10 protein-coding genes and 1 pseudogene are annotated in these 12,778 nt (G+C 61.7%); 2 read left to right on the top strand and 9 right to left on the bottom strand.

The features are described from left to right. Positions 1-11: 11 nt before the first annotated feature. From BZ163_RS18240 to BZ163_RS18225, 4 genes are all read right to left on the bottom strand, one after another. Positions 12-1,373 (bottom strand): cytosine permease, encoded by a 1,362-nt coding sequence (locus tag BZ163_RS18240; protein WP_128872074.1) that lies wholly within the window; start codon positions 1,371-1,373, stop codon positions 12-14. Between the two features lie 5 nt (positions 1,374-1,378). Continuing rightward, on the bottom strand, positions 1,379-2,056 hold the full coding sequence (locus BZ163_RS18235; protein WP_128872073.1) for an isochorismatase family cysteine hydrolase: 678 nt from the start codon (positions 2,054-2,056) through the stop codon (positions 1,379-1,381). Positions 2,057-2,361: 305 nt separating this feature from the next. Then, positions 2,362-3,405 (bottom strand): LLM class flavin-dependent oxidoreductase, encoded by a 1,044-nt coding sequence (locus tag BZ163_RS18230; RefSeq protein ID WP_128872072.1) that lies wholly within the window; start codon positions 3,403-3,405, stop codon positions 2,362-2,364. Between the two features lie 114 nt (positions 3,406-3,519). Further along, the gene (locus tag BZ163_RS18225) at positions 3,520-4,005 is read right to left on the bottom strand and encodes a flavin reductase family protein (RefSeq protein WP_128872071.1); all 486 of its coding nucleotides are present in this window, start codon (positions 4,003-4,005) and stop codon (positions 3,520-3,522) included. Between the two features lie 324 nt (positions 4,006-4,329). On the opposite strand from BZ163_RS18225, the pseudogene BZ163_RS18220 reads away from it, so the two are divergent. Then, a pseudogene (locus tag BZ163_RS18220) lies at positions 4,330-5,737 on the top strand (cytosine permease). 1,179 nt (positions 5,738-6,916) lie between these two features. Here BZ163_RS18220 and BZ163_RS18210 read toward each other — a convergent pair. The 5 genes from BZ163_RS18210 to ribBA all read right to left on the bottom strand — a co-directional run bounded on the left by BZ163_RS18210 (position 6,917) and on the right by ribBA (position 12,330). Further along, positions 6,917-8,071 (bottom strand): ABC transporter ATP-binding protein, encoded by a 1,155-nt coding sequence (locus BZ163_RS18210; RefSeq protein WP_128872069.1) that lies wholly within the window; start codon positions 8,069-8,071, stop codon positions 6,917-6,919. Positions 8,072-8,087: 16 nt separating this feature from the next. Further along, on the bottom strand, positions 8,088-8,897 hold the full coding sequence (locus BZ163_RS18205; RefSeq protein ID WP_128872068.1) for an ABC transporter permease: 810 nt from the start codon (positions 8,895-8,897) through the stop codon (positions 8,088-8,090). A gap of 6 nt (positions 8,898-8,903) precedes the next feature. Continuing rightward, positions 8,904-9,860: an ABC transporter permease gene (locus BZ163_RS18200; RefSeq protein WP_128872067.1), complete on the bottom strand. Its 957-nt coding sequence runs from the start codon at positions 9,858-9,860 to the stop codon at positions 8,904-8,906. After that, positions 9,845-10,870 carry an ABC transporter substrate-binding protein gene (locus BZ163_RS18195; protein WP_128872066.1) on the bottom strand — a complete coding sequence of 342 codons (1,026 nt, stop codon included), beginning with the start codon at positions 10,868-10,870 and terminating at the stop codon, positions 9,845-9,847. The genes BZ163_RS18200 and BZ163_RS18195 overlap by 16 nt, the downstream gene beginning before the upstream one ends. Positions 10,871-11,220: 350 nt before the next feature. Further along, positions 11,221-12,330 carry a bifunctional 3,4-dihydroxy-2-butanone-4-phosphate synthase/GTP cyclohydrolase II gene (gene ribBA / locus BZ163_RS18185; protein WP_128872065.1) on the bottom strand — a complete coding sequence of 370 codons (1,110 nt, stop codon included), beginning with the start codon at positions 12,328-12,330 and terminating at the stop codon, positions 11,221-11,223. A gap of 71 nt (positions 12,331-12,401) precedes the next feature. Between ribBA and BZ163_RS18180 the strand changes: the two genes are divergently transcribed. Beyond that, positions 12,402-12,698 carry a DUF1330 domain-containing protein gene (locus BZ163_RS18180; protein ID WP_128872064.1) on the top strand — a complete coding sequence of 99 codons (297 nt, stop codon included), beginning with the start codon at positions 12,402-12,404 and terminating at the stop codon, positions 12,696-12,698. Positions 12,699-12,778 lie beyond the last annotated feature (80 nt).

Here is a 12,778-nt window from a genome sequence, read left to right as displayed (position 1 = left end):
TCAGGCGGTGATCACGACAGCTCGCCAACCCCCTGGGCGCGCTTGCCGAGCTTCATCAGCCCGTAATAGCTGATGGCTGGCACCAGCAGCCCGACCAGCCACGCCAGATCGACACCGTCCAGCGCGGTAGCGACCGGGCCGACGTACAGCGTGGTGTTCATGAACGGGATTTCCACGGCTATCGCCAGCAGGAAACTGCCGCAGGCAATCCAGTTGACGCGTCCGTAGATCCCGTCCAGGTCGAAGATGTCGGCGATCCGGTACTGGCCTTTGCGCAGGCAGTAGTAGTCCACCAGATTGATCGCCGTCCAGGGGATCAGGAAGTAGCTCATGAAGAAAATGAAGTTGAGGAAGAAGCTGATGAAGTCGTCCTGGCTGATGGTGCACAGCGCTGTGGCCACCAGGCTGATCACCAGCATGAACAGGCCGCGCACCCGCGGCGTCACCTTGAGCCGGGTAAAGGGTTCGATCACGGTGATGGTCGACATGAAGGCGCCATACAGGTTGAAGACATTGATCGACACCTGGCCATACAGGATGAAGACGAACAGCAGCAACGCGCCGCTGCCGAACAACCCGGCGACATGACTGCCGACGTTGCTGGAGAAATCGCTGATGCCGACGCTGAGCATCGCCCCCAGAATCATCATCCATGCACCGCCGCTGACCGTGCCGGCATAGCTGTACCAGAACACCTTGGCGGTCGGCGTGTTGCTCGGCAGGTAGCGCGAGTAGTCGGCCACATAAGGCGCATAGGACAGTTGCCAGGTCACGGCAATGCTCACCGCCACCAGGAACTTCGATAGCGAAAAGCCCGTCGGCAGCCATTGTTCGGCGGGGATCGGCAGTTGCAACGCGAGCAGCGTGGCCGCGACGAACACCAGCAGCGAAAGCAGCGACAACAGCTTCTGCAGGCGATGGATCAGCCGGTAGCCAAACAGCGCGACGACGAAGCACAGTGCACCGATCAGGTAGATATTACCGGTGGCCGGCAGCGGGCTGACCGACTCCATGGCCTGGGCGGCGAGCAAGGTATTGCTGACGAAGAATCCCAGGTAGATCAGCATGACGAACAGCAGCGGCAACACCGCCCCCAGCACACCGAATTGCGCCCGGCTCTGGATCATTTGCGGAATACCCAGTTTCGGTCCCTGGGCGGAGTGGGAGGCCATGAAAATCGCCCCCACCAGCGAGCCGACAATAATCGCCAGCGCACTCCAGAACAGGTTCAGCCCCATGACCACCGGCAATACGCCGGAAGCGATGGTGGTGATGTTCATGTTGGCGCCGAACCAGATGAAGAACAGCGAGCCGGGTTGGCCGTGGCGTTCAGCCGCGGGGATGAAATCGATGCTGCGTTTTTCGACTTGCATGGCGATCACTCCTGGGTCTGGACGAGGCGGGTTTGCAAACGGGCGATGGTGCTTTCCAGTTGGTGGGGCTGGTAGGCGAATTCATCCGGCTGCCCGGGGACCAGGCTCAAGTAGTCTTCACCCTCGAGGGCGCGCAGGCATTGCTCGCCGGTGAGGATTTCCAGAGCGTAGACCCAGTTGGCCATGATCAGCAGTGCCGAGTAGTGCCCGGCCAGCGTGGTCGTGGTGCAGGCGTCGCTGACCAGGCGAATGGCATAACCCAGGGCGAAGGCATCGAACACCGTGCTCAGTACACAGACATCGGTCAACACGCCGCAGACGATCAGGGTGTCGACTCCAAGCGCCTTGAGTTGATTGTCCAGGTCAGTGCGGTGGAAGGCGCTGTAGCGACCCTTGTCGAAGACGAGTTCATCGGGCCGCGGTGCCAGGCGCTCGATGATTTCCACTTGCCGGGTACCGGCGCGATAGCTGCTCGGGCCGCCGTCGGCCGCACGTGGTTCGCCGCGCGGCAAATCACTGCCGTCGGCCTGATTGATGTGGCGGGTATAGATGACAGGGACCCGCCGACGGCGGGCGGACTCGAGCAGGGCGGCCGTATTGGCCAGCACCGGGTCGAAATTTTCCAGGACGAAGCCGTCCTCTTGCTGCATGTCGATGATCAACAGCGCGTTATTGTTGTTCATTGGGCAAACCTGATCATGGGCCGGAACACATTGCACCGGGCACGCCGCGCGATGGCGCGACGTGAGGTGCGTGGAGTCTTGTTCGGGGCTCAGTGAACTATTTGCCAGAAGCCGTTCTGTTTGGCGGAAACGCTGGCGCTCAGGCGCTTGAGATGGATATGCGAAGCGGTCCATTCGCCGCGCAGGTAAGCCTGCTCGGCGCCGGAGGAAAGTGTGAGTGATGGGAGACGACCATTGAGCATCGGAATCGACCCTGCACGTCAGTCAACCCCCGGGCTTCGCGTCCCGGGGACCGGTGGGTGGGCTCAGCGGAACGCCGGGACCACGTGTTTGATAAACAGCTCCAGGGATTTTTTCTTCTCCGCGTGGGGCAGGCTGTTATCGCACCAGAAGCTGAACTCGTCGACCCCCAGTTCCTGGTAGTACTTGATGCGCGGGATGATTTCTTCCGGGGTCCCGATCATCGCGGACCTGTGCAGGCTCTCGAGTTGGAACTCCGGGCGCTCGGCGAACTTCTCTTCCGGGCTCGGTTCCAGGAAGCCGTTGACCGGCGTGGTCTTGTTGCCGAACCAGGCGTCGAAGGTGCGGTAGAAACGCGAGATGGCCTTGGCCCCGACTTTCCAGCCCTCGGGATCGTCGACCGAGTGGACGTGGGTGTGGCGCAGCACCATCAATTGTGGGCGCGGCACGTCCGGGTTGTTGTCCAGGGCCGTCTGGAACTTGTTCTTCAGGTCGAGGACTTCTTCGTCGCCTTTCATCAGCGGCGTGACCATGACGTTGCAGCCGTTGGCCACTGCGAAGTTGTGCGAATCCGGGTCGCGGGCGGCGATCCACATCGGCGGGTTGGGCTTCTGGATCGGCTTGGGCACGCTGGTGGACGTCGGGAATTTCCAGATATCGCCGTCGTGGGCGTAATCGCCTTGCCACAGGGCGCGCACCACCGGAACCATTTCCCGCAGGGCCTGACCACCGGAGGACGCAGGCATGCCGCCGGCCATGCGGTCGAACTCCACCTGGTAGGCACCGCGGGCCAGCCCGACTTCCATGCGGCCGTTACTGATCACATCGAGCAGGGCGCATTCGCCGGCGACCCGCAACGGGTGCCAGAACGGCGCGATGATGGTGCCGGCGCCGAGGTGGATGGTGGTGGTCTTGGCGGCCAGGTAGGCCAACAGCGGCATCGGGCTCGGCGAGATGGTGTATTCCATGGCGTGGTGTTCGCCGATCCAGACGGTGCTGAAACCACCGGCCTCGGCCATCAGGGTCAGTTCGGTCAAGTCTTCGAACAGCTGACGGTGGCTGACACTTTCGTCCCAACGTTCCATGTGCACGAACAGGGAAAACTTCATGACGCTTACCTCGGATCTTTTGTTGTCGGCCTGTCGACTGCGGGCCTGTTGATTATTGGTATACCATAATACGATACGGCGGCAAAATGTTTCTCGGGTCGACCGGTTCCGGGGTCAGGCGAGAACGGGCAGGGCACCCATCTTGCCGTGGCAGTACACCAGCGGGCCGGCATTGTGCTGGGGCACGATGAGGTTCTTCACCGCGCCGACCATGATCGCGTGATCGCCGCCTTCATATTCGCGCCACAGTTCGCATTCGATCACCGCCGTGGCGTTGGCCAGAATCGGGTTGCCCAGCTCGCTCAAGGTCCATTCGATGCCCTGCGCCTTGTCCTTGCCTTTGCGGGCGAAGGCATAGGCTTCGCTCTGCTGGCCGCCGGACAGGACGTGAATGGCAAAGCGTTTGTTCTTGATCAGCACGGGGTAGGAATCGGAGCTGTAGTTGGGGCAGAACAGCACCAGGGCCGGGTCCATGGACAGCGAACTGAACGCGCTGGCGGTCAGGCCGACAATCTGGCCATCGTCATCGAGCGTGGTGATCACGGTCACACCGGACGGAAACGAACCCATCACTTGTTTATAGATGGCGGCATCGATCATGGGACGGTCCTCTGGCGGTGTGGTGCGGTTTTTATGTGTTTGTAGGTCTGATGGTATACCGTAATACATAGTTTGCAAGCGCTTTTTCCACCAGCCGATAAACGTGAGTATCAGGCGATAAAGCCAATGATTCCGGGCCTTGAAGCGCGATCACGCTGGCGGTCACCCGTCAGGAATGCGCATCAGATGCCGGAGAAAAGAGCGGCTCAGCCTTGTACAAAGTTTGGAATACCATAATATGGTCGGCATCTGAGGGGTCGCCACGAAGCACCCCCGGTTTGGCTTCGTACAACTATAAGATCAGACAAACTCGAGTTCATGCATATGTCCCAGATGTCCCGGCAAGACCCCCTGATCGAGAATCACACGGTCGATTACGTCCCACTCGCGGAACGCCATGGGAAGGCCCGCGATCTGTTCACCCTATGGTTCAGCACCAACATCGCACCGCTGCCCATTGTCACCGGCGCCATGGTGGTTCAGGTGTTCCACCTTGATCTGTTCTGGGGGCTGCTGGCGATTGCGCTCGGCCACATGATCGGCGGCCTGGTGATTGCCCTGGCATCGGCCCAGGGCCCGCGCATGGGAATTCCGCAGATGGTGCAGAGCCGCGGCCAGTTCGGCCGTTATGGCGCGCTGCTGATCGGTGTTCTTCGCGGCGCTGATCTACATCGGCTTTTTCATCTCCAACATCGTCCTGGCCGGTAAATCGATCGTCGGCATCGCGCCGTCGGTGCCGGTACCGGCGAGCATCCTCATCGGCGCCTTGAGCGCCACCGCGATCGGGGTGATCGGCTACCGCTTCATCCACACCCTCAACCGCATCGGCACCTGGGTCATGGGCAGCGCCTTGCTCGCCGGGTTCCTCTACATCTTCGCCCATGACCTGCCGGCGGACTTCTTCAGTCGCGGCGGTTTCAACCTGTCCGGCTGGCTGGCGACGGTGTCGCTGGGGATCATCTGGCAGATCAGCTTCTCGCCTTATGTGTCGGACTACTCGCGTTACCTGCCGGCGGATATCGGCATTGCCAAGCCGTTCTGGGCCACTTACCTGGGGGCGACCCTGGGCACCATCCTGTCGTTCACCTTTGGTGCGGTGGCGGTGCTGGCGACCCCGGAAGGCACCGAGGCGATGGCCGCGGTCAAGCAATCCACCGGCTGGCTGGGGCCGATCCTGATGGTGCTGTTCCTGCTCAACATCATCAGCCACAACGCCTTGAATCTGTATGGCGCGGTGCTGTCGATCATCACCTCGATCCAGACCTTCGCCAGCCAGTGGACACCGAGCATCAAGGTGCGGGTGGTGTTGTCGAGCATTGTATTGACGAGCTGCTGCGTGGTGGCATTGGGGGCTTCGGCAGACTTCATTTCGCAGTTCATCGGCTTGATTCTGGCGCTGCTGCTGGTGCTGGTGCCTTGGGCTTCGATCAACCTGATTGATTTCTACCTGATCAAGCGCGGCAGCTACGACATTGCCTCGATTTTTCGGGCGGATGGCGGGATTTACGGGCGGTTTAACCTGCATGCGATCGTGGCGTATTTCATCGGTATTATCGTGCAGTTGCCGTTTGCCAATACTTCGTTGTATGTCGGGCCCTATGCCAATCTGATCGAAGGCGCCGACTTGTCGTGGCTGGTGGGGTTGGTGGTGACTTGTCCGCTGTACTACTGCCTGGCGACGCGTGGGCAGGCTCAAGATCTCAAGGCCGCCAGGCTCGGTTATACCGACTGATCGAAGCTTGGCTGAAATGCTCTGGAGCCATTGTGGGAGCGAGACCGGCTTGCCGGCGAAGGCAGTCTGGCAGGCGACCTCTGTTTTTTGACCGAGTACATATCCGTTTCTGTGGTCATGGCGACTTAGGGTTCCGCCCTTACGGCGGGTCACTTGGAAAAGCCCCAAGTAACCAAGGGCTCCTGCCCCTTTCGTTCGGTGCCTCGCTAGTGCTCGGCATGCCCTCGCTCCGGTCCTGCTCCGTGGGCCCGCCGCCATCGGCCATCCATGGCCGGGGGCGGCTAACCCGGCCTCCATGCCGGGTTGCCCACTGCGCAGAACCTGCGCTCGGCCTCTCGAGGGGGCGTAACACCGCAAAAGCAAAAGCAAAAGCAAAAGCAAAAGCAAAAGCAAAAGCAAAAGCCCAAAGCGAGGCGGCCTACGGCCGACCCGGCTCTCTGATCCGCATGCAGTTCAAATGTAGGCGCTGGCTTGTCGGATCGCCGCACCGCAGCGAAGGCGTCCGCTCACTGGTGACTGTATCGAACTGACCCACCGCTTTCGCTGGCAAGCCAGCTCCTACAGGTCTTGTGCCAGCCCTCAATCCCGAGCCTGGCACCGATCCCTGTAGGAGCTGGCTTGCCAGCGAAGGCGTCCTTCCAGACGAAAAAAATGTTGCCTGACCCACCGCTTTCGCTGCGGTGCGGCGATCCGACAAGCCAGCTCCTACAGGTCCGGCGGCCAGCCTTTTAACCCACACAAATCCCGAATCCGGCAAACATCCAATGTGTGCGAGCCTGCTCGCGAAGGCGGTGTGTCATCCAGCGTCGATGTTGAATGTGCAGACCTCTTCGCCGGCAAGCCAATCTCGCTCCCACAAGGGATCGGCGTACGGCTTTCGCTCTTCACCACTCAACAGGCCGAGCGTTAGCTCGCCTGCCGCTTTTGATCTTGATGCACCGCCCCTCGAGAGGGCATGCCGAGCCTGGGCGAGGCACCGAACGAAAGGGGCAGGAGCGTTTGGTTACTTTGCGCTTTTCAAAGTGACCCGCCGTAAGGGCGGAACCGCCAGCAGCCGTTACCGCAGAAACGGATATGCCCACTAATCAAAAAGCAAAAAAAAGGCCGCCGCAACCCGACGTTGCGGCGACCCGAGGGTGACACGTAACCGTTGGCCCACTGGCATGGGCCAACGCTAAATCAATGAGCCCCGGCAGCCTTGTTCAGATCACTCTCAGCCCATTCGGTATACACACAAGCATCCGCCGTAGCCCAACGCACACGCACCGGATCACCGGCCTTGAGCGGCATGCCCGCCGCCGACAGCGCCTTGACCGTCATCGAAGTACCGCCCGACGTCACCACGCTGCAGGTCTGGCTCTCACCCAGGAACAACACTTCCACGACCTTGGCCGAGACTTCATTCCAGCCGGCCGCCAAGGGTTCGACAGCCGCTTGCTCGACACTCAAGGCCAGGGCCTTCTCCGGACGCACCATCAGCAGTACATCCTGATCGGTTTGCAGCCCGGCAGTCAGGCGAATCGACAACGATTGACCTTCAAACGAAGCCACCGCATTCCCCTGGGCCTTGAGCTTGAGGAAGTTTGAGTTACCCAGGAACGACGCGACAAAGGCATTCGGCGGATTCTGGTACAGGTCGAAGCCGCTGCCCAAACCGACGATCTTGCCATGGCTGAAAATCGCAATGCGCTGGGACAGGCGCATGGCTTCTTCCTGGTCGTGGGTCACGTAGACAATGGTGATGCCCAGGCGCCGATGCAGCTGGCGCAGTTCGTCCTGCAAGTCTTCGCGCAGCTTTTTGTCGAGGGCACCGAGCGGTTCGTCCATCAGCAGGATGCGTGGCTCATAGACCAGCGCCCGGGCGATGGCGACCCGTTGCTGCTGGCCACCGGAAAGCTGCGAAGGGCGGCGATGGGCAAATTGCTCGAGCTGCACCAGCTTGAGCATGGCATCGACCCGGCGTTCGCGCTCGGCCGTGGCCAGTTTGCGAATCGCCAATGGGAACGCAATGTTGTCGCGCACCGACAGGTGCGGGAACAGCGAGTAACGCTGGAACACCATGCCGATGTCGCGCTTGTGTGGCGGCACGTTGACCAGCGACTGGCCGTTGACCAGGATCTCGCCGCTGCTCGGGGTTTCGAAGCCGGCGAGCATCGACAGGGTGGTGCTTTTGCCGGAGCCGCTGGAGCCAAGGAAGGTGAGGAATTCACCGTCCTTGATGTCCAGCGAGATGTCGTCCACGGCGGCAAAGTCGCCGTAGTACTTGTTCAGGTTGCGCAGGCTGACCAGGGGCTTGTCACTCTGCTGGGCGGAATCTTTGATCACGGCACTCATGTCGTTCTCCTGGCGCTCAGGCGCTGATTGGGTTGCGCCGGCGAACGGCGGCGGCGATGACCATGACCAATACCGAGAGGCCGATCAGCAGCGTCGAAGCGACGGCGATCACGGGCGTCAGGTCCTGGCGCAGGGTGGTCCACATTTTCACGGGAAGGGTTTGCAGGGTCGGGCTGGCCATCATCACGCTCAGCACCACTTCATCCCAGGACACGAGGAAGGCGAACAGGGCGCCGGCGACCATGCCCGGACGAATCGCCGGAAAGGTCACCTTGAACACCGCTTGCAGGCGCGAGGCACCGCAGATCACCGCGGCATCCTCGATCGACTGATCGAACAGCTTCAGCGAGTTGATGATCGAGATGATGGTGAATGGCAGCGCGACGATCACGTGACTGACGACGAAGGCGAACATGGTTCCGGTGTAGCCCAGTTTCAGGAACAGCGCGTACACCGCCACGGCAATGATCACCAGCGGCACGATCATCGGCAGGGTGAACAGGCCGTAGAGCATTTCCCGGCCCGGGAAGCGCCCGCGCACCAGGGCGAAAGCGGTCGGCAAGCCCAGGGCGACGGCGCAGATCGTGGTCAGTACCGCGACCTTGAGGCTGGCCACCGCCGCGTTCATCCAGTCGGGGTTGGAGAAGAACTGGCCGTACCATTTCAGCGTCCAGCCCGGTGGCGGGAACACCAGCCACTGCGAGGAGCCGAAGGACAGCAGCATGATGAACACGATCGGCAGCAGCAGGAACAGTGCGATCAGCCCGGTGGTGGCATACAGGCCGAAGCGCATGCGCCGGCTCATGGCATTGGGGGTCAGGAGCATGACGGCTTACCTCGCGTTGCTGGCGCCGACCGGGGATTCCGGCTGGAGCTTCAGGTAGAAGTAGAACAACACCAGCGTGATGACGATCAGCAATGCGGCGCCGGCGCTGGCCAGGCCCCAGTTGAGGAACGACTGCACCTGCTGGATGATGAACTCGGGCAGCATCATGTTCTGCGCACCGCCCAGCAGCGCCGGGGTGACGTAGTACCCGAGGGACATCACGAACACCATCAGGCCGCCGGAGAACAGCCCCGGCCGGCACAGCGGCAGGAACACCCGGAAGAAGTTGGTCCAGGGGCTGGCACCGCAGATCGAACCGGCCTGCAGGATCATCGGGTCGATGGCCTGCATGGTCGCCTGCAGCGGCAGGACGATGAACGGGATCATGATGTAGCTCATGCCGATCACCACGCCGGTGAGGTTATGCACCATCTCCAGCGGCTGATCGATGATGCCCATCGCCATCAGCGCCTTGTTGATCACCCCGGACGCCTGCAGCAGCACCAGCCAGGAGTAGGTCCGGGCGAGGAGGCTGGTCCACATCGACAGCAGCACGATGTTGAGGATCCAGCGCCCCCAGCCCTTTGGCACCAGGGTGATGGCCCAGGCCAGCGGGAACCCCAGCAGCAGGCTGAACAGCGTCACCAGGCCCGCCACCGAGAAGGTGTTGAGCAGGACCCGGGCATAGGCCGAGTTGGCGAACAGTTGTTCGTAGTTGCCCAGCCCCGGCACCGGTTCCAGCACGCCTCGCAGCAACAGGCCGATCAACGCCGCGAGAAAGAACAGGCCGAGGAACAGCAGGGCGGGGATCAGGTTGCCCGAGCCGCGCCAGCGCTGTGCCAGGGAAGGGGATTGGTTCATCGCAGCCGCCTTGCCGGAAGCCGGGCCGGCAGCGCCCATGGCGCTCCCGGTCTGGGTGGGTTGACGGGGCGTGGATGCCGTCATTTTCATTTGACCAGCCATTCGTTCCACCGTGTCGCGATGGCCGGACCGTTTTTGGCCCAGTACGCGAAGTCAAGAGTGATCTGATCCTTGGCGTAGGCAGTCGGCAGGTTAGGCGCCAGCACCGAATCCAGGCGCGCCACGCTGTCGTCGTTGACCGGCGCATAGGCGGTCAGGTTGGAGAAGTCGGCCTGTCCCTTGGCACTGCTGGCGTTGGCCAGGAACTTCATCGCCGCGGCTTTGTTCTTGCTGCCCTTGGGAATGACCAGGATGTCGGCCATGACCAGGTTCTGCTTCCAGCTCACGCCCACCGGCGCGCCATCTTCCTGCAGGGCGTGGATCCGGCCGTTCCAGAACTGGCCCATGCTCGCTTCACCCGAGGCCAGCAACTGTTGCGACTGCGCACCGCCGCCCCACCAGACAATGTCTTTCTTGATGGTGTCGAGTTTCTTGAAGGCGCGATCCAGGTCCAGCGGGTAGAGCTTGTCGGCGGCTACGCCATCGGCCAGCAGCGCCAGTTCGAGCACGCCAGGGCTAGGCCATTTGTAGAGGGCGCGTTTGCCGGGGTAGGTCTTGGTGTCGAACAGCGCGGACCAGTCCTGGGGTTTTTTGGCGCCCAGCTTGCCTTCGTTGTAGCCGAGGACGAAGGAGAAGAAGAACGAACCGACGCCGTGATCGGAGACAAACCGCGGGTCGATCTTGTCGCGCTGGATCACCGAGAAATCGAGGGGTTCGAGCAGGCCTTCGGCAGCGGCGCGCAGGGCGAAATCGGCTTCGACGTCGACCACGTCCCACTGCACGTTGCCGCTCTCGACCATGGCCTTGAGTTTGCCGTAGTCGGTAGGGCCATCCTGGACCACGGTGATGCCGGTGGCCTTGCTGAACGGGTCGGCCCAGGCCTGCTTCTGCGCATCCTGGGTGCTGCCGCCCCAGCTGACGAAGTTGACGCTTTCAGCTGCCAATATCGCCTGGCTGGTCACGCTCAGCAGTCCCGCAAACAGGATTGCGGTTGCACGTTTGTTCAACACCATTTTCACGCCCTCATTGTTGTGTTTATGAGCGGGGCTTTTCAGTGCCCGCCTATAGGGAGCAGTAGGTCCGTCTGGCCGTAAGGTCGTCCGGTCTATGGAATATCATATTATGGTATTCCAAGCTTTGTGCAAGCACTTTGCCTTACCGGCTATCAGCCAAAAGCGGTTTTTTTAATGGCTCCCATGCCTTGCCCAGAGCAATCCGGTCAACGCAATCCCCTGTAGGAGCAAGCTTGCTCGCGATGGACTCAAGAGCGCCCCGTTTAACCAGGCAACACGCGTTATCGTTAACGACCATCGCGGGCAAGCCCGCTCCTACAGGGATTCGCGCCATGCCAGAGGGTTGCGGGTTACCCGGTGAAAGGAATGCTCTCCACCACCTCCAGGTCGTACCCGGTCAAGCCGGCATATTTCAACGGCGGGCCGAGGTGACGCAGCTTGCCGACGCCAAGGTCCTGCAGAATCTGCGCGCCGGTTCCTACTTCAGAATAGATGCGCGATTGCGAACGGCTGAATTGCCGCGGCGACTGGGTGAGCTGGGGTACCCGCTCCAGCAGCGCCTGCGACGACTCATGATTGGCCAGCACCACCACGACGCCGCGACCTTCCTCGGCCACGCGCTGGAGTGCGGCCCACAGCGTCCAGTTCGCCGGACCGCTGTATTCGGCGCCCACCAGATCGCGCAACGGGTCGAGCACGTGCACGCGGACCAGTGTCGGCGCGTCCCGGCGCAATTCACCCATCACCATTGCCATGTGGACACCGCCTTCGATGCGATCCTCAAAGGTGATCAGACGAAAGGTGCCATGCACCGTGGGCAATTCGCGTTCACCGATACGCACCACGGTGTGTTCGGTGCTGAGGCGGTAGTGGATGAGGTCGGCGATGGTGCCGATCTTGATCCCGTGCTGGCGGGCGAACACTTCCAGGTCCGGGCGACGGGCCATGGTGCCGTCATCGTTCATCACTTCGACGATCACCGAGGCCGGGGTGAAACCGGCCAGGCGGGCCAGGTCACAGCCGGCTTCGGTATGCCCGGCACGGGTCAGCACCCCGCCTTCCTTGGCGCGCAAGGGGAAGATGTGGCCGGGCTGCACGATATCGGCAGGACCCGCCCCAGGGGTGACGGCGGCGGCGACGGTACGCGTCCGGTCGGCGGCGGAGATGCCGGTGGTCACGCCGACGGCGGCCTCGATGGACACGGTGAACGCGGTGCTGAACACGCTGCCGTTGCTCGGCACCATCTGCTCGAGGCCGAGGCGCTGGCAGTGCTCGTCGGTCAAGGTCAGGCAGATCAGCCCGCGGGCTTCCCGGGCCATGAAGCTGATGGCCTCGGCGGTGCAACGGTCGGCGGCCAGCAGCAGGTCGCCTTCGTTTTCCCGGTCTTCGTCGTCGACCAGCAGCACCATTTTGCCTTGGCGGTAGTCTTCGATAATTTCTTCGATGCTGTTGAAGGCCATGTGCGGATTCTCAGTGTTTGATGGAAATACTTTGTGGTATACCATAATACAAAATTAACCGAGAGGTCACTATGAAGGCGTACTGGATTGCACATGTAGATGTCACCGATCCCGACCAATACAGCCAATACACCCAGCGCGCGCCGGCGGCGTTTGCCTTGTATGGCGGGCGAGTGCTGGCCCGGGGCGGGCGGTGCGAGGCGCTGGAGGGCGGGCCTGCGGCGCAGCGCAATGTGGTCATTGAGTTTGATTCATACGAACAGGCGCTGGCTTGCTACCGGTCGGAGGAGTATCAGGAGGCGAAACGGCACCGCGAGGGGGTTGCACGGGCGCAGATTGTGATTGTCGAGGGCGTAGCGCCGATTTGATAGATCACCGCCCCTGTAGGAGCCGGCTTGCCGGCGAAGGCGATGGGTGAATCAACACATTCATTGGCTGAACGGACGCC

It is taken from the genome of Pseudomonas sp. VI4.1 (assembly GCF_002029345.1).
Taxonomy (GTDB): Bacteria; Pseudomonadota; Gammaproteobacteria; order Pseudomonadales; family Pseudomonadaceae; genus Aquipseudomonas.
This window is presented reverse-complemented; position numbering and strand designations above follow the sequence as displayed.